The sequence below is a fragment of the Mycobacterium sp. IS-1264 genome, assembly GCF_001954195.1.
GTDB lineage: Bacteria > Actinomycetota > Actinomycetes > Mycobacteriales > Mycobacteriaceae > Mycobacterium.
Map to the genome: position 1 here is coordinate 102,126 of NZ_MBES01000070.1, position 19,873 is coordinate 121,998.

At 67.9% G+C, this 19,873-nt stretch carries 20 protein-coding genes and 1 pseudogene; 8 read left to right on the forward strand and 13 right to left on the reverse strand.

Annotated elements, in window-relative coordinates; translation table 11 throughout:
• The first annotated feature begins 113 nt into the window (after positions 1-113).
• Both A5744_RS18000 and A5744_RS18005 read left to right on the forward strand, forming a co-directional pair.
• On the forward strand, positions 114-1,391 hold the full coding sequence (locus A5744_RS18000) for a PQQ-binding-like beta-propeller repeat protein (protein ID WP_139331405.1): 1,278 nt from the start codon (positions 114-116) through the stop codon (positions 1,389-1,391).
• Entirely contained in the window at positions 1,388-1,735 is a 348-nt protein-coding gene (locus A5744_RS18005) for a hypothetical protein (RefSeq protein WP_076063300.1), read from the forward strand. The genes A5744_RS18000 and A5744_RS18005 overlap by 4 nt, the downstream gene beginning before the upstream one ends.
• A 10-nt stretch (positions 1,736-1,745) precedes the next feature.
• On the opposite strand, the gene A5744_RS18010 is transcribed toward A5744_RS18005, so the two are convergent.
• From A5744_RS18010 to ctaD, 8 genes and pseudogenes are all read right to left on the reverse strand, one after another.
• The gene (locus A5744_RS18010; protein ID WP_076063301.1) at positions 1,746-2,426 is read right to left on the reverse strand and encodes an esterase; all 681 of its coding nucleotides are present in this window, start codon (positions 2,424-2,426) and stop codon (positions 1,746-1,748) included.
• A gap of 75 nt (positions 2,427-2,501) precedes the next feature.
• Positions 2,502-3,701 (reverse strand): class I SAM-dependent methyltransferase, encoded by a 1,200-nt coding sequence (locus A5744_RS18015; RefSeq protein ID WP_240563098.1) that lies wholly within the window; start codon positions 3,699-3,701, stop codon positions 2,502-2,504.
• Positions 3,698-4,672 carry a class I SAM-dependent methyltransferase gene (locus A5744_RS18020; RefSeq protein WP_076063303.1) on the reverse strand — a complete coding sequence of 325 codons (975 nt, stop codon included), beginning with the start codon at positions 4,670-4,672 and terminating at the stop codon, positions 3,698-3,700. Before A5744_RS18020 ends, A5744_RS18015 begins: the two co-directional genes overlap by 4 nt.
• Positions 4,673-4,703: 31 nt before the next feature.
• Positions 4,704-5,366, reverse strand: a pseudogene (locus A5744_RS18025) (enoyl-CoA hydratase); the annotation flags it as partial.
• Complete coding sequence (locus A5744_RS18030) at positions 5,363-6,196, reverse strand: NUDIX domain-containing protein (RefSeq protein ID WP_076063305.1); 834 nt, start codon at positions 6,194-6,196, stop codon at positions 5,363-5,365. The pseudogene A5744_RS18025 and the gene A5744_RS18030, both read right to left, overlap by 4 nt.
• Positions 6,193-7,035, reverse strand: coding sequence for an ABC transporter ATP-binding protein (locus A5744_RS18035; RefSeq protein ID WP_076063307.1), 843 nt, complete (start codon positions 7,033-7,035; stop codon positions 6,193-6,195). Before A5744_RS18035 ends, A5744_RS18030 begins: the two co-directional genes overlap by 4 nt.
• 61 nt (positions 7,036-7,096) lie before the next feature.
• The gene (gene serB, locus A5744_RS18040) at positions 7,097-8,332 is read right to left on the reverse strand and encodes a phosphoserine phosphatase SerB (RefSeq protein ID WP_076063309.1); all 1,236 of its coding nucleotides are present in this window, start codon (positions 8,330-8,332) and stop codon (positions 7,097-7,099) included.
• Between the two features lie 36 nt (positions 8,333-8,368).
• On the reverse strand, positions 8,369-10,114 hold the full coding sequence (gene ctaD, locus A5744_RS18045; RefSeq protein WP_076063387.1) for a cytochrome c oxidase subunit I: 1,746 nt from the start codon (positions 10,112-10,114) through the stop codon (positions 8,369-8,371).
• A gap of 137 nt (positions 10,115-10,251) precedes the next feature.
• Here ctaD and A5744_RS18050 point away from each other — a divergent pair, with 137 nt between their 5' ends.
• Together A5744_RS18050 and A5744_RS18055 are read left to right on the forward strand one after the other, a co-directional pair.
• Positions 10,252-11,334: an iron-siderophore ABC transporter substrate-binding protein gene (locus A5744_RS18050; RefSeq protein ID WP_240563092.1), complete on the forward strand. Its 1,083-nt coding sequence runs from the start codon at positions 10,252-10,254 to the stop codon at positions 11,332-11,334.
• 77 nt (positions 11,335-11,411) lie between these two features.
• Positions 11,412-12,452 (forward strand): NAD(P)-dependent alcohol dehydrogenase, encoded by a 1,041-nt coding sequence (locus tag A5744_RS18055; protein ID WP_076063310.1) that lies wholly within the window; start codon positions 11,412-11,414, stop codon positions 12,450-12,452.
• On the opposite strand, the gene A5744_RS18060 is transcribed toward A5744_RS18055, so the two are convergent.
• On the reverse strand, positions 12,441-12,866 hold the full coding sequence (locus A5744_RS18060) for a DUF3349 domain-containing protein (protein ID WP_076063312.1): 426 nt from the start codon (positions 12,864-12,866) through the stop codon (positions 12,441-12,443). The genes A5744_RS18055 and A5744_RS18060 overlap by 12 nt on opposite strands.
• A 169-nt stretch (positions 12,867-13,035) precedes the next feature.
• On the opposite strand from A5744_RS18060, the gene A5744_RS18065 reads away from it, so the two are divergent.
• Complete coding sequence (locus A5744_RS18065; RefSeq protein ID WP_076063314.1) at positions 13,036-13,353, forward strand: hypothetical protein; 318 nt, start codon at positions 13,036-13,038, stop codon at positions 13,351-13,353.
• A gap of 22 nt (positions 13,354-13,375) precedes the next feature.
• Here the strand turns inward: A5744_RS18065 and nrdF are convergent, their stop codons facing one another.
• Complete coding sequence (gene nrdF, locus A5744_RS18070) at positions 13,376-14,350, reverse strand: class 1b ribonucleoside-diphosphate reductase subunit beta (protein WP_139329721.1); 975 nt, start codon at positions 14,348-14,350, stop codon at positions 13,376-13,378.
• A gap of 193 nt (positions 14,351-14,543) precedes the next feature.
• Positions 14,544-15,146, reverse strand: coding sequence for a TetR/AcrR family transcriptional regulator (locus A5744_RS18075; protein ID WP_170874520.1), 603 nt, complete (start codon positions 15,144-15,146; stop codon positions 14,544-14,546).
• A gap of 94 nt (positions 15,147-15,240) precedes the next feature.
• Between A5744_RS18075 and A5744_RS18080 the strand changes: the two genes are divergently transcribed.
• Genes A5744_RS18080 through A5744_RS18090 form a run of 3 tightly spaced genes read left to right on the forward strand, consistent with a single transcriptional unit; the run spans position 15,241 to position 17,828 of the window.
• The gene (locus A5744_RS18080; protein WP_076063318.1) at positions 15,241-16,821 is read left to right on the forward strand and encodes an NAD(P)/FAD-dependent oxidoreductase; all 1,581 of its coding nucleotides are present in this window, start codon (positions 15,241-15,243) and stop codon (positions 16,819-16,821) included.
• 34 nt (positions 16,822-16,855) lie between these two features.
• Positions 16,856-17,302 (forward strand): SRPBCC family protein, encoded by a 447-nt coding sequence (locus A5744_RS18085; protein WP_076063319.1) that lies wholly within the window; start codon positions 16,856-16,858, stop codon positions 17,300-17,302.
• Positions 17,286-17,828, forward strand: a complete 543-nt coding sequence (locus A5744_RS18090; protein WP_076063321.1) for a TetR/AcrR family transcriptional regulator — start codon at positions 17,286-17,288, stop codon at positions 17,826-17,828. Before A5744_RS18085 ends, A5744_RS18090 begins: the two co-directional genes overlap by 17 nt.
• A gap of 8 nt (positions 17,829-17,836) precedes the next feature.
• Here A5744_RS18090 and A5744_RS18095 read toward each other — a convergent pair whose 3' ends face one another.
• Complete coding sequence (locus A5744_RS18095; protein ID WP_076063323.1) at positions 17,837-18,295, reverse strand: universal stress protein; 459 nt, start codon at positions 18,293-18,295, stop codon at positions 17,837-17,839.
• Positions 18,296-18,326: 31 nt separating this feature from the next.
• Positions 18,327-19,871: an NAD(P)/FAD-dependent oxidoreductase gene (locus tag A5744_RS18100; protein ID WP_076063325.1), complete on the reverse strand. Its 1,545-nt coding sequence runs from the start codon at positions 19,869-19,871 to the stop codon at positions 18,327-18,329.
• Between the last annotated feature and the right edge of the window lie 2 nt (positions 19,872-19,873).

Consider the following 19,873-nt stretch of genomic DNA (forward strand, 5'->3'; position numbering starts at 1 on the left):
GGGTTACCCTCACCTGTACTCGATCGCTGCTCTGGAAACGAACCAACGGCCGCGGAAGGATTTGGGAAATCGAGGTGCTTGCCCGACAACTCGGTCTTCGGCGTTGGTCATTCGTGGGGGCGGTCGCCGCGCTGATCGTGGGGCTCGGCGGTTGCGCCAACACCGACTCGTGGGTGCAAGCCTCGGCATCGCAAGGCTGGCCCGCGCAATACGCCGACGCGACCAACAGCAGCTACACCCCCACCAGCGGGGCCACCAAACTGTCGCTGCAGTGGACGCGGTCCGTCAAGGGCAGCCTGGCCGCCGGGCCCGCACTGAGCGCACGCGGCTATCTCGCCCTCAACGCGCAGACCCCGGGCGGATGTTCGCTCATGGAGTGGGAGAACGACGACAACGGCCGGCAACGCTGGTGCGTCCGGATGGTCCAGGGTGGCGGCTTCGCCGGTCCGCTGTTCGACGGCTTCGACAATCTCTACGTCGGGCAGCCCGGCGCCTTCCTCTCCTTTCCGGTGACGCAGTGGACTCGGTGGCGCCAGCCGGTGATCGGAATGCCCACCACGCCAAGGTTTTTGGGTGATGGTCAACTGTTGGTCATCACGCATCTGGGTCAGGTCCTGACGTTCGACGCCCACCGCGGCATGGTGGTGGGCAGTGCGCTGGATCTGGTCGACGGCGTCGACCCGACCGATGCGACGCGCGGGCTGGCCGATTGCGCGCCGGCGCGCCAAGGCTGTCCGGTCGCCGCGGCCCCCGCCTTCTCGCAGGCCGGCCAGATGGCGGTGATCGGCGTCTGGCAGCCGGGCGCGGTGGCCGCGGAACTCGTCGGGCTGAAATACCATCCGGGCCAGACGCCGCTGCTCACGCGCGAGTGGAGCAGCGACGCGGTCGGCGCCGGCGTGATCGCCAGCCCGGTGCTTTCCGCCGACGGATCGACCGTCTACGTCAATGGCCGCGACCAACGGCTGTGGGCGCTGCACGCCGCCGATGGGAAGGTGAAATGGTCTGTGCCGCTTGGTTTTCTGGCGCAGACGCCGCCCTCGGTGACCCCGCAGGGTTTGATCGTGGCCGGCGGCGGACCCGACACCCGGCTCGCGGCCTTCAAGGATGCCGGCGATCACGCCGATCAGGCTTGGCGGCGCGACGACGTCGGCCCGCTGTCGTCGTCGAGCCTGGCCGGCGGCGGCGTTGGCTACACGGTCGTCGGCGCCCCGCCCGGCCAGGGCGCGCCCGGCATGTCGCTGCTGGCCTTCGATCCGGGCAACGGCCACACCCTGGGCAGCTATCCGCTGCCCGCGGCCACCGGGTATCCCGTCGGGGTGTCGGTCGGGGTGGATCGCAGGGTGGTGGCGTGCACCAGCGACGGCCAGGTCTACGGATTCGGGCCGGCATGAGCGCCGATCGACGCGGCCGGCCCGCGGACCTCGCCGCGACGCTTGTCCTGCTGATCGTGCATGGGGCGCTGTTCGGGGTGACGATCGTGCTGCTCGGCCTGTTCGTCATGGTTACCGACCCGTGCGGTTCCGTGAAATGCGGCGACCCGGCCTGGATTGACCGCGCCACGACGTTGGGGATCTGGGGCGGCGCCGCGGTCTTGGTCGCCGACTTCGTGGTCGCCGTATACCTCCTGGTGCGCCAGCGGCGGGCGTTCTTCGTCCCGATCATCGGCTGCGTGGCCCAGGTGGCGCTGGGCATCGGTGCCGCGGCCATGGAGTGGCTGGCCGGCCCGGTGCACTGACCAGGCGGCTCTAGACGGCCAGGGGCGGGATCGCGCTGCGCGGCACCTGGGCCTGGGCGGGACCGGCGACCGCCGGCAGCATCTCACCGGGGGCGAAGTAGAAGATCAGCTGGTCGTCGGTGATGGCGAAGTTCTGGTAGTGCGACGGGTCGTGGCCCGTCGAGGGCAGGATGGCGGCACCGAACGCGCTCTGATTCTCCAGGTCGCGCTGCACCAGCGGGAAGATGCTGTCCAGCGGCGTCGTGCCGGGCGCGAACAGGTTGTCGAAGGTGATGGGCTGCTTGGTCGCCAGGTTGTAGTTGAACGCCTTGTACCAACTGGACGGATGCGATCCGCCCAGGTCCTGGAAGAACTTCAGCACCACGCTGCGGGTGCGGGGCGGCTGACCGGAGGTGCGTTGGTCGGCGCTGGTCTCCATTTGGTAGGGCTGGTCGCGCCCGCCGGACGTCTGGGCGACGTTGAGGAAGCCGTCGCGGTTTTGGGCGATGTAGTCGGTCAGCGCCTGTTCGTCGGGGTAGTCGGCGGGAAACGTCATGGTGATGGCGTAGGTGGACCCCGTGGTGTGCACGTGGCACAGCTGGGTGTCGTCGACGGTGCCCCCCATCCCGGCACACGTCGCCGGCGCGGCGGCGGCCGGCCAGCCCAGCAGGGCCACGGCGGCCAGCACGGTGCTCACTATCAGGTAGCGCATTGTTCGAATTCGTCCCTCGCAAAATCACGCAGGCGGGGCGCCTGGAAGATCGATGGCAGCCAGCCTACCTGGGCACTATCGAGAGGCACGGCACACGAAGGCCGTCGCATGACTCGCGGGTCCGGAGCCGACCCGGGTGACGATCACCGACAGGGAACCCCTGCCGCGCAGCCGCAGCCGGCGCCGCAGCCCGTCGGGGTCGACGCGCACGCCCCGGACCAGGATCTCCAGCGCCCCGCAGTCCCGCGCGGACAGCGCCTGCCGGAGCCGACGCTCGTCGAACGCAAGCTGCTCGAGCACCTCGAAGCCGCGGACCGCCGGGGGCAGCTCGGCACCGGACAGGTAGGCGATATCGGGATCGAGTTGCCACAGCCCGTGCCGCGCGCCGTAGTGGCGCACCAGCCCGGCCCGTACGACGGCGCCGTCGGGGTCGACGATCCATCGGCCGGCGGGCCGCGTCGGGCAGTCGGCGGGCTCGGCGTCGGTGATCTGCTCGCCAATATCCAGGACGCTCGCTCGACGACGCACCCCCGGCGCGGTCAGCCCGGCCGACCACAGACACGCTTCCCGAACCGAACCGCCATACGACGTCACCTCGATTTCGGCGTCGAATCCGGCGCGCCGCAGGTACTCGAAATCTATTCCGGGACTGCACTTTACGACGAGATCGCGACCGCGATAGGCGTCGAGCAACTGCGCCAGGCCCGGTTGATAGTCGGCCGGGCGCCAACGGCGCCGCCCGCCCACCCGTCGCGCCGGATCGACGAGCGCGACGGCGTCGCGGGTTACCGGACGCAGCGCGTCGGCGCGGCACAGGGCAGCGCCGGGTCCCAGGTTGTGGCGCGCCATCGCCAGGCGCACGGGGTCGATGTCGCTGCCCACCGCGTCGGTGCCGGACGCGCGCAGCGCGGCCACCTCGGTGCCGATCGAACACGTCGCGTCGTGAACCAGTGCGCTCCCGGCCTTTGCCAGGCGCCCGGCCCGGTGCAGGGCCACCGGCGCCGCGGTCGCCTGCTGCAGGGCCTCGTCGGTGAACAGCCAATCGGACACGTCACCGAGCTGGCCGAGCTTGTCCGCCGCACGGCGGCGCAGCAGTGTCGTCTCGACCAGAACCGGCGCCCGGCCGCCGAAGCGGGCGCGCACGGAGGCGACGTCGGCGATGCGGGTGCGGTCCGTCAGCGGGAGGTCAGCGACGGCGGCGAGCGCCGCGGTGCCCGCTTCCGACCGCAGATATTCGACGTCGTCGGTGCCGAAGCTCAGGCCGCCGACGCTCAGGACGGTTTGACCCCCGTGATCATCACGTTGTAGAACCAGCCCTTCGGCACCACGTGCCGCATCACGTTGGCGTCCACCCAGCTGAGCGTCTTCCAGCTGGTGAACGCGAATTTCGCCCAGCCCCAGCCCAGCCGCCCCGGCGGCACCGCGCACTCGAAGGTCCGCAGGGGCCAGCCCAGCATCGCGGCGGTGAACTCGACGGTCGAGGTCGCGACGTCGACGGCGCCGGCGCTGGTGGCCATCCGCTCCAGGTCCTCCGGCGCGAAGGTGTGCAGGTCGACGAGCGCCTCGAGCGCCGCCGCGCGCGAGGACTCGTCCAGCTCGGCCTGCGGGCGCCGCCAACCGGTCAGTCCCGGCAACTTGGTGGCGTTGGTGACGATCCGCCAGGTCAGCGTCGAGAGCGCGCGCGCATAGACCTCGCCGGCATTGCTCGGTTCCCCGGCGAAGACGAACCGCCCGCCCGGGCGCAGCACCCGGACCACCTCGCGCAGCGACAGCTCGACGTCGGGAATGTGGTGCAGGACGGCGTGCCCGACGACCAGATCGAAGGTGTCGTCGTCGTACGGGATGCCCTCGGCGTCGGCCACCCGGCCGTCGATGTCGAGTCCCAACGATTGGCCGTTGCGGGTGGCGACCTTGACCATGCCGGGCGAGAGATCGGTGACAGAACCGCGGCGGGCAACGCCCGACTGGATCAGGTTCAGCAGGAAAAACCCTGTCCCGCAACCCAATTCGAGGGCCCGATCGTAGGGCAGGTCGCGCAGGACCTCCTCGGGCGCGACGGCGTCGAAACAGTCCCGGGCGTAATCGATGCAGCGCTGGTCATACGAGATCGACCACTTTTCGTCGTACGTCTCGGCTTCCCAGTCGTGATAAAGCACCTGGGCGAGCTTGCTGTCATGGCGGGCGGCTTCGACCTGCTCGGCGGTGGCACGCGGGTTGGGGACGGCGTCAGTCGAACTCCTCGTCATGCAGGGCAGCCTAACCGGCGCCCGGATGCGGGTCGAAGACGGCGTTGATGCCGGCCTTGGCGGCGGCCAGCGCGCGCGACGGCCCGTCGAGGAAGCGGCGCGCCCACGCGGCGGCGGCGTCGTAGACGTCGTCGGGGGCCACCATCTCGTCGATCAGGCCCAGCGCCAGGGCCTCCTCGGCGTCGAAGAAGCGCCCACTGAACACCAGGTCCTTGGCCCGGCTCGCCCCGGCCACGCGGGCCAGGCGAGCCATTGCGCCGCCGCCGGGGACCAGGCCCGCCAGGATCTCCGTCGCACCGAACTTGACGTTGTCGCCGCTGATCCGCCAGTCGGCGGCCAGGGCCAGGGTGAGGCCGGCGCCCAGCGCGTATCCGGTGATCGCGGCGACGGTCGGCTTGGGGATCGCGGCGACGGCGTCGACGGCTGCCCGGCGCACCCGGTCCGCGGTGTCGACCTCGTTCGGGCTCAGCGTCCGCAGCTCGGGCATGTCGTCGCCGGCGGAGAAGATTTCGTGGCCACCGAACAGGATGACGGCGGCGACGTCGTCGCGGCGCCCCAGCTCGTCGGCCGCGGCCACGATCTCGCGGTAGACCTGCCGGGTCATCGCGTTCGTGGGCGGCCGCGACAGCAGCAACATGGCCAGGCCGGCGTCGCGCGAGCCGTCACTGACCACGACGCTGACGAACTCGCTCAATGCCGCCACCCCATTCCCCCGGCCTCGCGCGCCTGGTGGTAGCGGTCGGAGTCGAAGAACTCGAAAATCCAGTTGTCGCCCTGGATTTCGAGATGCGGCTGCACGGGCACGATCTGCCGTTCGACCGCCAACACGTCGGCCACCGTGCGGCCGGCGAGCGAGTCCAGCTGCGTCCACGTGGGCGGCAGCAAGAAGCAACGGCCGGCGGCGAAGTCGTCGATGGCGTCCTGCGGTGTCGTCCAGCCGGCGCGGTCGGATTCGGTGTTCTCACCGTCGGCACGCTGACCCCGCGGCAGCGCCGCCACAAAGAAATAGGTGTCGTATCGCCGCGTCCGTTCGGCTTCCGGGGTGACCCAGTTGGCCCACGGCCGCAGCAGGTCGGCCCGCAGTTCCAAGTTTTCGCGGCGCAGAAAGTCGGCGAAGGACAGCGTGCCGGCGGCCAGCGCGCGGCGGGCGTCGCCGTACACCGAGGCATCGCCGACGATGCTGTCCGGTGCCGAACCGGCCTGCCCCGCCGGCCCGGCGAACAGCACCCCCGATTCCTCGAAGGTCTCACGGGCCGCGGCGCAGACCAGCGCCTCGGCCAGGTCGGGTTCGATGCCGAAGCGCTGCGCCCACCACTGCGGGGGCGGGCCCGCCCACGCGATCTCGGCGTTGCGGTCGCGGTCGTCGACGCCGCCGCCCGGGAACACCATCGTGCCCGCCGCGAATTCCATCCGCGAGTGCCGTCGCATCAGGAACACGCTGAGGCCGGGCCCGTCGTCACGGATCAGCATCACGGTCGCGGCCGGCCGCGGAACCAGTGGGGGCTCGTCGTGCGGTGCGGTCATAGCGGCCTCCGGTGGGCCGCGCGGCTGCGGACGCGCCGCGCGAAATAGCGCCCGTCGACCATCTCGAGGGCGATCGACTGCCCGAACGCCGCCGACAGGTTCTCGGCGGTCAGCACGTCGGACAGCAGGCCCGCCGCGACCACCCGGCCCTCCGACAGCAGCATGCAGTGGCTGAAGCCTGGAGGGACTTCCTCGACGTGGTGGGTGACCAGCACCAGCGCGGGCGCGTCGGGGTCGGCGGCCAGATCCGCCAGCCTGGCCACCAACTCCTCCCGGCCGCCCAGGTCCAGGCCGGCGGCGGGCTCGTCGAGCAGCAGCAGCTCCGGGTCGGTCATGAGGGCACGGGCGATCTGCACCCGTTTGCGTTCGCCTTCCGACAGCGTGCCGTAACTGCGCTCCGCGAGATGCTCGGCGCCCAGGCTCTCCAGCATGTCGATCGCGCGCCGGTAGTCGATGTCTTCGTAGCGCTCCCGCCATCGGCCCAGCACCGCGTAACCGGCCGAGACGACGAGATCGCGCACCACTTCGTCGTCGGGTACCCGCTGCGCCAGCGCCGAGGACGACAGGCCGATGCGGGCGCGCAACTCGGTGACGTCGACGCGGCCCAGCCGCTCGCCGAGCACGTGGGCGACGCCCGAGGACGGGTGCTCGGCGGCCGCCGCGATCCGCAGCAACGACGTCTTGCCGGCGCCGTTGGGGCCGACGATCACCCAGCGTTCGTCGAGTTCGACCGCCCAGTCCACCGGCCCGACCAAGGTGCGCCCGCCGCGGCGTAACGACACAGCCCGCAAGTCGATCAGCAGATCGGGATCGGATGCGGTGTCGCCGGTTTCGGGCACCCGATCATCGTGCCGTACCCCGGCGTCGCCAAAGCCGCCGGGTGCTTGCCCGCGGCGGCCACTAATCCGAGGGGATCTCCACACGTCGCACTCCAAGATCGCCGGCGTCGGCGGCCTCGATCTCGCCGCGGGTCACGCCCAGCAGGAACAGCACGGTGTCCAGATACGGGTGGCTCAACGACGCGTCGGCGACCTCACGCAGCGCCGGCTTGGCGTTGAACGCCACGCCCAGGCCCGCCGCGGCCAGCATGTCGATGTCGTTGGCACCGTCGCCGACCGCGACGGTCTGCGCCATGGGCACCCCGGCCTGCTGCGCGAAGTCGCGAAGCGCCTTGGCTTTTCCGGGCCGGTCGATGATCGGGCCGACGACCCGGCCGGTCAGTGTGCCGTCGACGATCTCGAGCTCGTTGGCGGCGACGAAGTCCAGCATCAGCTCATGTGCCAGCGGTTCGATGATCCGCCGGAATCCCCCGGAGACCACGCCGCAGTGAAAACCCAAGCGCCGCAACGTCCGCAGCGTGGTGCGGGCCCCGGGCATCAGTTCCAGTTGGGCGGCGACCTCGTCGATCACGGTCGCGGGCAGGCCCGCCAGCGTCGCCACCCGCTGCTGCAGCGACTGCGCGAAGTCCAGCTCGCCGCGCATCGCGGCCTCGGTGATCGCGGCGACGGTTCCCTCGGCGCCCGCGCGGGCGGCCAGCATCTCGATGACCTCGCCCTGCACCAGCGTCGAGTCGACGTCGAACACGATGAGCCGTTTGGTGCGCCAGGCCAGGCCGTAGTCCTCGACCGCGATGTCGACGCGCTCCTCGGAGGACACCCGGTTCAGGGCCGTCCGCAGGCGGCCGTCGGCTCCCGGCGGCACCGAGACCCGCAACTCCAGCCCGGTCACCGGATAGTCGGAAATCCCGCGAATCACATCGAAGTTGACGCCCAGCGCCGCGGCCTCGCGGGCCACCGCGCCGAACGCGCCGGCGGTAATCGGCCGGCCCAGTACGAAGATGGTGTGGGTCGACGGTTGCCGGATGATCGGCACGTCGTCGCTGCGCTCGATGCTGACATCGAGCCCGACCCCGTGGATCGCGGTCTCGACGTCGGCGCGCAACGCGGGGCTTTCCGCGACCTCGGCCGAGCAGGACACCAGCACACCGAGCGTCAGCCGCCCCCGGATCACCACCTGTTCGACGTTGAGCAGCTCGACTCCGTGCCGCGACAGCGCGTCGAAGAGGGCCGACGTCACACCCGGATGATCCGCGCCGGTGACGGTGATCAGCACCGACACCCTGTATGGAGTGTTCACCCCTGACTTAGCCTCGCTTAGGGCCTCCGCCGCCCGTCAGCTGCGAACGCTGACGTCGTCGGCTCTGGTGACGTCGCCGCTCGCCGGCCCATGGGCTCGGCCCACGTGCGCCTCGGCGCGCAGCCGCTCGACCATGTGCGGGTAGTGCAACTCGAATGCCGGTCGCTCCGAACGGATTCGGGGCAGCTCCGTGAAGTTGTGCCGCGGCGGCGGGCAACTGGTCGCCCACTCCAGCGAGTTGCCGTAGCCCCACGGGTCGTCGACCGTGACGACCTCGCCGTAGCGCCAGCTCTTGAAGACGTTCCAGACGAACGGGAACATCGACGCGCCCAGGATGAACGCCCCGATCGTCGAGACGATGTTCAGCCCCTGGAAGCCGTCGGTGGGCAGATAGTCCGCGTAGCGGCGCGGCATCCCCTGATCGCCCAGCCAGTGCTGCACCAGGAACGTGGTGTGAAAGCCGATGAACGTCAACCAGAAGTGCAGCTTGCCCAGCCGCTCGTCGAGCAGCCGGCCGGTCATCTTCGGGAACCAGAAGTAGATACCCGCGAAGGTGGAGAACACGATGGTGCCGAACAGCACGTAGTGGAAGTGCGCGACGACGAAATACGTGTCCGTGACGTGGAAGTCCAGCGGCGGGCTGGCCAGCAGGATGCCGGTCAGACCACCCAGCAGGAAGGTCACCAGGAAGCCCACCGAGAACAGCATCGGCGTCTCAAAGGTCAACTGGCCCTTCCACATTGTGAAGGTCCAGTTGAAGAACTTGATCCCGGTCGGCACCGCGATCAGATACGTCATGAACGAAAAGAACGGCAGCAGAACGGCTCCCGTGGCGAACATGTGGTGCGCCCACACCGCCACCGACAGCGCGGCGATCGACAGGGTCGCGTAGACCAGCGTGGTGTAGCCGAAGACCGGCTTGCGGGAGAACACCGGGATCACTTCGGTGATGATCCCGAAGAACGGCAACGCGATGATGTACACCTCGGGATGGCCGAAGAACCAGAACAGGTGCTGCCACAGCAGGACTCCGCCGTTGGCCGCGTCGTAGACGTGGGCGCCCAGGTGGCGGTCGGCGGCCAGGCCGAACAGCGCCGCGGTCAGCAACGGGAACGCGATCAGCACCAGGATGGACGTCACCAGGATGTTCCAGGTGAAGATCGGCATCCGGAACATCGTCATCCCGGGTGCGCGCATGCAGACGACCGTGGTGATCATGTTGACCGCACCCAGGATGGTGCCCAGACCCGCGACGATCAGGCCCATGATCCACAGGTCTCCGCCCGCGCCGGGTGAGTGGATGGCGTCGGACAGCGGGGTGTAGGCCGTCCAGCCGAAGTCCGCGGCCCCGCCCGGAACGACGAAACCGGCCATACCCATGGTGGCGCCGAACAGGAACAGCCAGAACGAGAAGGCGTTGAGCCGCGGGAAGGCGACGTCGGGCGCGCCGATTTGCAGGGGCAGGACCAGGTTGGCGAAACCGAACACGATCGGCGTCGCGTAGAACAGCAGCATGATCGTGCCGTGCATGGTGAACAGCTGGTTGAACTGCTCGTTCGACAGGAACTGCAGACCCGGCGCGGCCAACTCGGTGCGCATCAGCAGCGCCAGCAGCCCGCCGATGAAGAAGAAGATGAAGCAGGCGACGCAGTACATGATGCCGATCAGCTTGTGATCGGTGGTCGTGATCAGTTTGTAGATGAGGTTCCCTTTGGGACCGGTTCTGGCCGGATACGGGCGGACGGCCTCGAGTTCTCCCAAGGGGGGCGCTTCAGCTGTCAACAGCTCCTCCAAACATTCTCGGACCGGGGCCCAGAACCAATGGTTCGAATCTTAGCCCCCGATCAGGTCGGTGGCGGGCCTGGTCCTACAAACTGTCGTAATCCGCTCCGAAGTCGCCGAATGTTAGCGTCGGACGCGTGCTCAGGTGGCAATCGACCGTGGCCGTGGCCGCAACACTGGTCGTGGCATGCGGCGGTTGCGGGTCCGGATCCGGCTCCAAACCGTCGGCCCGATCGCTGGTCACGCCCACCACCCAGATCGCCGGGGCCGGGGTGCTGGGAAACGACCGCCAGCCCGACGAGTCGTGCGCGCGGGACGTGGCCGCGGCCGACCCGGGCCCACCCACGCGGCAGGCCCACAACGCCGCCGGGGTCACCCCCGACGTCGCCACCGTTCCCGCCGAGGCGCAGCGCATCGTGGTCCTCTCCGGTGATCAGCTCGACGCCCTGTGCGCGCTCGGCCTGCAATCCCGTATCGTGGCCGCCGCCCTGCCGGACGGCTCCCCGAGCCAGCCGTCCTACCTGGGCAAGGCGGTCCACGGCCTGCCCGGCGTCGGAACGCGCAGCAACCCCGACCTCAAAGCGATCGCGGCGGCCCACCCGGACCTGATCCTGGGCTCGCAAGGGTTGACCCCGAAGTTGTACCCGCAGCTGGCGGCGATCGCCCCGACGGTATTCACCGCGGCGCCGGGCGCCGCCTGGCAGGACAACCTGCGCGGGGTCGGCGCGGCCACGGCACGTGGCGGCGCGGTGGACGGACTGATCGGCGGCTTCACCCAGCGGGCCACCCAGATCGGCGCCAGCCACGACGCGGCCCACTTCCAGGCGTCGGTCGTGCAACTGACCACCACCACCATCCGGATCTACGGGTCCAACAACTTTCCCGCCAGCGTGCTCACCGCCGTCGGCGTGGACCGGCCGGCCACCCAGCGGTTCACCGACAAGCCCTATATCGAGATCGCCGCCACCGATGCCGACCTCGCGGAGGTGCCGAATCTGTCCGCCGCCGACGCCGACGTGATCTACGTGTCGTGCGCCACCCCCGCCGCCGCGGACCGCGCCGCCGCCGTCCTGGACAGCGACCCGTGGCGCAAGCTGTCCGCCAATCACGACAACCGGGTTTACGTCGTCAACGACGAGATATGGCAGACCGGCGAGGGCGTGCTCGCCGCGCGCGGCATCGTGGACGACCTCCGCATGGTCAACGCCGCGATCAACTAACGAGCCCCGGCCGATTGGCCTAAAAACCTTACCTTAGCTAAGCTTTTCTAAGACGCAACGAAAAAGAGGGATCTGCCATGAGCACTGTTTCTGCGTATGCCGCTACGTCGGCGACCGCACCGCTGACCAAGACCACCATCACCCGCCGCGACCCCGGTCCGCACGACGTAGCGATCGACATCAAGTTCGCCGGGATCTGCCACTCCGACATCCACACCGTCAAAGCCGAATGGGGCCAACCGAATTATCCGGTAGTCCCCGGCCACGAGATCGCCGGCGTGGTGTCCGAGGTCGGTTCGGAGGTCACCAAGTACAAGGTGGGCGACCACGTCGGCGTGGGCTGCATGGTCAACTCGTGCGGCGAGTGCAGTAGCTGCAAGGCCGGGCTCGAGCAGTACTGCAAACCGGGCGCGACATTCACCTACAACTCGATCGACAAAGACGGAACGCCCACGCAGGGCGGCTACAGCCAGGCGATCGTCGTCGATGAGAACTTCGTCGTGCGCATCCCCGACTCGCTGCCGCTGGACAAGGCGGCGCCCCTGCTGTGCGCCGGCATCACGCTGTTCTCGCCGCTGCGGCACTGGAACGCCGGGGCGAACACCCGCCTGGCGATCATCGGCCTGGGCGGCCTGGGGCACATGGGTGTCAAGCTGGGCGCCGCGATGGGCGCCGAGGTGACCGTGCTGTCGCAGTCGCTGAAGAAGATGGAGGACGGGCTGCGCCTGGGCGCGAGCCACTACTACGCGACGGCCGATCCCGACACCTTCAAGAAGCTGCGCAGCAACTTCGACCTGATCCTCAACACGGTGTCGGCGAACCTGAAGCTCAACGACTACCTCGGCCTGCTCGACGTCGACGGGACGCTGGTGGAGCTCGGCATCCCCGAGCATCCGATGGAGGTGGGCGCGTTCCCGCTGGCGCTGGCGCGGCGCAGCCTGTCCGGGTCGAACATCGGCGGGATCGCCGAGACCCAGGAGATGCTGGATTTCTGCGCCGAGCACGACGTGACGCCCGAAATCGAGCTCATCGAGCCGGATTACGTCAACGAAGCCTACGAGCGCGTGCTCGCCAGCGACGTGCGCTACCGCTTCGTCATCGACATCTCACGCCTGTGAGGCACCTTCGGCCACACTGCGCCCGCACGCGATCTCTTCGGCGGCCTCGCCGTCCTCGTCACCGGGGATAACCTCGCTGACGTCGATGCCGGCCAGCGGCCATCCGGCGGCGGCCAGGGTGGCGGCGACGCGGCGGACGTTCTCGGGGCCAGGGTCGCGGTGGGTCAGCTCGGAGATGGTCTCGGCGATCTCGTTGCCGTCGATCACGCCGTCGGTAATCGCGGGTGATCCTTTCGCGGTCAGGTTGCTCACAACCTCCTTGAGCTGATCGGCGGTCAGCGGCGTACTGCGCAGCAGCGCCATCAGCGGCACCCGGTCGGGGCCGGGCACACCATCGGGGTAGCCGACTTGCAGCCAGCGGATTACCGACCGCAGGAAGTGGGGGTGATTGCGCGAAGAACCGGATGTGGTCACCCCATCAGTGTCACGGGTTCGCGGTCACCCGCGCCACCGGGGCATCGTCCCGTCCCGACAATTCATTCCACGTTCACCGCCCGTACCGTCGGGGCGGCGGAATCCTGCTAGCCGCTGGTCAAAACGGTTTTTGCGCTTTCTCGTTCGGCGCGCGGAGTACAGTCGAGCCATGACCCGACCCAGCCCGAAGCTTCCCAAGCCAATCGCCTACGTGCATCTCAACAACCCGGGCGATCTGAAACCGGTCCGGGCCTTGCAGCGCGGTTTGGCGGCGCGCCTACGGGATATGGGCCTGGCCGTGCAAACCGAGAGCCTGCGGGAGATGCGCGTCCAGATGGGCCTGGACATGCAGGTCGTGTACGTCAACGTCCGCATGCCGATCCGCGACGGGATGACACTGCGCCTACCGGTGATGGCGACGATCGCGCCGAGGTTTTACTCCCCCACCCAGGCCCAACACCTCGACGGTGCCGACGGCCACAACTGATCGACGACCGCCGGCGCGGGTTTCAGAAGTCCCAGTCCTCGTCCTCGGTGACGACGGCCTTGCCGATCACGTACGACGAGCCGGAGCCGGAGAAGAAATCGTGGTTCTCGTCGGCGTTGGGTGACAGCGCGGACAGGATGGCCGGGTTCACGTCCGTCTCGTCGCGGGGGAATAGCGCCTCGTAGCCGAGGTTCATCAGCGCCTTGTTGGCGTTGTAGCGCAGGAACTTCTTGACGTCCTCGGTCAGCCCGACCTCGTCGTAGAGGTCCTGGGTGTACTCCACCTCGTTGTCGTACAGCTCGAAGAGCAGTTCGTAGGTGTAGTCCTTGAGCTCGCCGCGCTTGACCTCGTCGACCAGCGCCAGGCCACGCTGGAACTTGTAGCCGATGTAGTAGCCGTGCACTGCCTCGTCGCGGATGATCAGCCGGATCATGTCGGCGGTGTTGGTCAGCTTGGCCCGGCTCGACCAGTACATCGGGAGATAGAACCCGGAGTAGAAGAGGAAGCTCTCCAGCAGCGTGGAGGCCACCTTGCGCTTGAGCGGCTCGTCGCCCTTGTAGTACTGCATGACGATCTCGGCCTTGCGCTGCAGGTTCGGGTTCTCCTCCGACCAGCGGAACGCGTCGTCGATCTCGGCGGTCGAGCACAGCGTCGAGAAGATGTTGCTGTAGCTGCGCGCGTGCACCGACTCCATGAACGCGATGTTGGTGTACACCGCCTCCTCGTGCGGGGTAAGCGCGTCGGGGATCAGGCTGACCGCCCCGACCGTGCCCTGGATGGTGTCCAGCAGCGTCAGGCCGGTGAAAACCCGCATGGTCATCTGCTTTTCGTGAGCCGTCAGCGTGCCCCAGGACGGGATGTCGTTGGACACCGGCACCTTCTCGGGCAGCCAGAAATTGCCGGTCAACCGATCCCAGACCTCGGCGTCTTTTTCGTCCTGCAGCCGGTTCCAGTTGATCGCCGAGACGCGGTCAATCAGCTTCAGTTTTTCGCTCACCAGAACCCCACTTCACCAGACGGTTTGCCTGCGGTACTCAGGCCTCAAACACTACCCCTGGGGTGCGACAACCCGCGGCAACACAAGACGTTGTGCTCGCGTGTCGCGGCCTCCCGGGTCGCCGAGCGTGTAGTCATGGCGACAAACCGGCCGAAATCTCGCGCTGGGTACACGTTCGGCGCTTAGGCAAGCGCTAATCCAGTCCCGCCTTGCGCAACGTGTGGGTGAGGCCATCCTCCAGCGCGCTCAGCGCCATGTCGGTCAGCCGGCCCAGGTCGTCGATGTCGTGCTCGTCTTTGGCCATCCATGCCTCCAGTGCGACGAACACCGCGGTCGCCAGGCTGTGCGCCGCGATGTCGGCGATCATGGCCCCATCGGCCGTCGGTGCCGATCGTTCGTGGATGAAGCGCGCGATCTCGTCGGCGACCTGATCGCGCATCCGTCGAATGTGTGTGGTGATGATGTCCTGATCCAGGTCGCGCGATCGGATGGTGGCAGCCTCGCGGACCATCGCGAAGTCAAAAGGGAAGGCGTCCACTGCTTTTCGCACCGACGCCGTGATGGGCTCGCCGTGCGGGCGCAGCGCCAACGCGCGGGCGAACCATTCGAAGCCGATGTCGTAGTCGGCGAATATCACCGCGTGCTTGGACGGGAAGTGCCGATAGAAGGTTCGCTCGGTCACCCCGACATCGCCGGCGATGTCGGCGACGCTGGTTTGGTGCACGCCGTCGGCGACGAAACGCTTCATCGCCGCGTGCAACAACGCCTGACGCGTGCGCTGCCTACGCGATTCCACGCCTGACAGCATGCCACAAAATGTCACCATTGACGCAAATATGTCATATGCGACATTGTGCGTTCAGATGCGCTCACCACCCCAAGGAGTCACCATGGCGGACTACGACGCGATCGTCATCGGGGCCGGTCACAACGGCCTGGTTGCCGCGAACGTGCTGGCTAAGAGCGGCGCGAAAGTCCTTGTGCTGGAACGGGCGCACTTCCTCGGCGGGATGGCCGCGACGCGCGAACTCTTCGACGGCTACAAGCACAGCGTCGGCGCCTGGGCGGTGTTGATCTGGCGCCAGGAGATGACCGAGCGCCTAGAGCTGACCAAGTGGGGCTTCGAGCTGATGGACCAGTGGACGTCGACGTGCACCTTCGGCGAGCCCGGGGACACCCCGTTCGTGATGTACAACGACCTCGAACGCATGGCCCGCCACCTGCTCGACGATCACGGCGCCGAAACCGCGGCGGCGCTGGGCGGCTTGTTCGCCCACATCGGCCGGTTCGCACCGTATTTCGTCGACTCGGCGTTCGGTCCCCCGCTGGACATCATCGAGGTGATCGCCGCGCAGCCCACGGCCGAGGACCGCCACGACTTCGCCCAGATGTGGTACGGCAGCACCATGGACACGGTCCGCCGGTTCCTCGCGCCCGACCAAGCCCGTTGCATCCAGGGCTCGCTGGCCGCGATGTCCATCGACGCGTTCGACGGCGGCCCCTGGACCCCGGGCTCGAACGCGTCGACGCTGTATCACTACCTGATCGGCGGCGGCAACGTGGAATACATCATGCCCCGCGGCGGCATCGGCTCGCTCAGCACGGCGCTGTGCCGGCGCGCCGAATCGCTGGGCGCCGAGGTGCAGCTCAAACAGCACGTCAAGCATATCCTGGTGACCGATGGGCGCGCCTCCGGGGTCGAATTGCGCGACGGCACAACGATTTCGGCCGACGTCGTGCTATCCTCGCTCGACCCGTACACCACCTTCGTGAATCTCGCTGGCGCGCAACACTTTCCGCCCGACTACATCCGGAAGATCAAGGAAATCAACTTTAATCTCGGATACATCCAGGCGCACCTGACGATCGACCAGGCGCCCCAGTGGATCGAGCGGTTGCAGCCGTTCATGCACGACAACGGACAATGGTGTCCGACCGTCGCGTACGCGCCATCACCGGAATACATCAGCGACGCGTGGGAGCAGTACCGCAAGGGCCAGCTTCCCGACGCCCCGCCCACCTACCTGTACATCCCCAGCATGGTCGACTCGTCGCTGGCGCCCGAAGGCAAGCACAGCGCAACGATTTTCACGCCCTACTTCCCGACCGGGCTCGACGCCGACGAAAACCGAAGCTGGAAAGAGCAATACGCCGACACCTGCGTGCGAATCTTCGACACGTTCGCGCCCGGCTTCGCCGACTCCGTCACCAACCGGGTCGTGTTCTCCAACCGCTACTTCGGCAGCACCTTCAGCGCGCACGCCGGCGACTACTCGCATGGCCTGCTGCAGCCCAACCAGTTGTGGACCGGCCGCGTCGTCGAGGGAGCCGACAAGTTCGCCACGCCGGTCGACGGCCTCTTCTTGTGCGGCCAGTGCACCCACCCAGGCCCGGGTGTGACCGGCATCCCCGGGTGGAACGGCGCGGAAGCGGCCCTCCAGCGCCTCGACGCCCGCATCGGACAGACCTAGGCAAAGCCCGACACCCAGATGTACCATTTGGTACATGTTTAACGAGGACGCCATCGAGATCGACGCGCCGCCGCAGTTGGTATGGGAGGTCTTCAGCGACGTCGAGCACTGGCCCGACTGGACCGCCTCGGTGACGTCGCTGGTCGGGCAGGACGGACCCGCTCTGGCCGTAGGCAGGCGGTTCGCGATCAAGCAGCCCGGCATGCAGAAGCTGGTCTGGCAGGTCACCGAGATCGAACCCGGCACGTCCTGGACGTGGGTGCAGCGCTCCCCCGGCTCACTGGTGACCGCGCGCCACTTCGTGACCGCCCAACCCGGCAGCCGCACCCTGGTGCGCCAGCAGCTCGACCAGCGGGGTCCACTCGGCGCGCTCGTCGGGCGGCTGATGGTCAAGAAGACCAAGCGCTTCCTGCAACTCGAGGCCCAGGGCCTCAAGGCGCGGTCTGAACAGCTCAGCCGCGCCGATGGCCCGCACTCCTGACTCACAGCGGCGCCGGCAGCTGCTCGACGCACTGATCGAGGATTTCGCGGCGAACGGCATCGGCGACCGGTCGCTGCGCGACGTGGCCGCCGCGGTCGGCACCAGTCATCGAATGCTGTTGCACCACTTCGGGTCTCGAGAGGATCTGTTGGTGGCGGTCGTCGAGGAGGTCGAGCGCCGGCAGATGGCTCTCGTCCCCGGGCTGCCGGTGAATCCGGCCGAAGGCTTCGCGGCGATGTGGGCCGACCTCCGCCGCCCCGAATTGCGTCAGCTAGAGCGGCTCTTCTTCGAGTGCTACGCGCGGGCGGCCCAAGGCGAAAAGCCGTTCACGCGCATGATTCCCGGCGCCGTCGACGACTGGCTGCGCGAGGTCGAGGCCTCCGCCGATGTGCCCTACGACGGCGCGATGGCAAGGCTCGGGCTCGCGGTCACTCGTGGCCTGCTGCTGGATCTGGTGGCCACGAACGACGACGCCGCGGTGGATGCGGCTGCGAAAGCCTTCTCAGAGCTACTAGGCCGCGATTAACGAGTGCTTCAGCCGGTGGTGTGGACGATCAGCACGTCGGTCTTGGACCTGCGGGAGACCTCGGATGGGACTGATCCCAGCAGCCGCCCGGCGACGCTGCTGAGCCCGACGTTGCCGACGACCAGCAGGTCGGCATCGACGTCCTCGGCGAGCTGCACCAGCGCGTTGATGGGGGCGCCGACGATCGACTTCTCCTCCACGTTCCGGGCCCCGGCTTGATGCGCGCGCTCCCTGGCGTTCTGCAGGATCGCGTAGTAGGGGGCCTCGCGGACCGTCCGGTAGTCCTGGCCGTGGTCGCTCCCGGGCGGGATGGCGTAGCGGCCCTTTTCTTCCGGGACGGGAAGGTGGGCCGTCGCAACGATCAATTTCGCGCCGTTGTCCGCAGCGATCGCGGCCGCGCGCTCCACCGCTCGCAGCGACGAGTCCGAGCCATCGGTGCCGACCACGACGGTCTGATAGGCGCTCATAAGCCTCCTAGCGTAAAGCGCGGTTCCCCTACTAGGAAGCCTGAACTCGGCTTCTGCCTACCTTGCCCACGCCGAAGAACTGGTATTCCGCCGGTTTGACCGAACGGGTCGCCATCCAGTACTGCCACGTGTAGCCACCCCAGAGCACGGTGTTCTTGCCGTGCTCGTCGAGGTACCAGCTGCTGCACCCGCCGGTGTTCCATACCGAGTCGGCGAGCTTGCTCTGCAGCTCGTCGTTGAAGCGGTCCTGCGCTTCGCGGGTCGGCGCCAGCGCCTGCGCGCCCATCTTGTCGCATTTCGCGATCGCGTCGGCGACGTAGCGGATCTGCGATTCGATCATGAACACCACGGAGTTGTGGCCCAGCCCCGTATTCGGTCCCAGCAGGAAGAACAGGTTGGGCACGTCGGCGACGGTGATGCCGCGATGCGCACCGATGCCCTCGCGGTTCCAGCGATCGACCAAGTCTTCGCCGTGCTGCCCCTTGATCTGGACGTAGGTGTAGGAGTCGGTGACGTGGAAGCCGGTGGCGTACACGATCACGTCGGCCCGGTGTTCGGCGCCGTCCGCGGTGACGATCCCGTCGCGCGTGATGCGGGTGATGCCGTCGGTGATCAGTTTGGTCTTCGGGTCCGCGACGGCGCCATAGTAGGTGGAGGAGTTCAGGATTCGCTTGCAACCGATGCGGTACTTGGGCGTGAGCTTGCGGCGCAGCTCACGGTCTTTCACCGAGCGCCAAATGTTCCACTTGCAATACGCCTCAATGAATTTCAGCGCATTGGGGCGCTTGGTCATGCCGAACGCCAGCGCCTCCTGCCCCCAGTAGATCGCCAGGCGCACCAGCGGACGAAGCCCGGGGACGTTTTCCATCGCCGTGCGCAGCGCCGACGGGATCTCGGGGTTCGAGCGCGGCACCACCCACGGCGGGGTGCGTTGGTAGAGCTGAAGCTCGGCGACCTGCCCGACGATCTCGGGCACGATCTGGATGGCGCTGGCTCCGGTCCCGATGATCGCCACCCGCTTGCCGGTCAGGTCGACGCTGTGATCCCACTCCGCGGAATGGAAAGCGGGACCGGCGAATTCGTCGCGACCCTCGATGTCGGGGAAGGACGGAATGTGCAACGCGCCGGCCCCCGAGACCAGGAATTGGGCGACGTATTCGCGCCCGTCGGCGGTGAACACGTGCCAGCGGTACTCGTCGTCGTCCCAATAGGCGCGATCGACCAGGGAGTTGAATTCGATGAAGCGACGCAGGCCGTACTTCTCGGTGACTCCCTTGAGGTAGTCCCAGATCTCGGGCTGATACGAGAACGGGTTCTTCCAGTCCGGCTTGGGCTCGAAGGAGAACGAGTACAGGTGCGACGGGATGTCACACGCGCAGCCCGGATAGCTGTTGTCACGCCAGGTGCCGCCGACGTCGTCGGCCTTTTCCAGGATGACGAAGTCCACGCTCTGCTGCTGCAGCGCGATGGCCATGCCCAAACCGGAGAACCCGGTCCCGATGATGAGGACACGGGTATGCACGGGCGGCTGGTCGGACTGCGGCCGCAGATCGGCTTCGGTTACGACATCGGTCATGG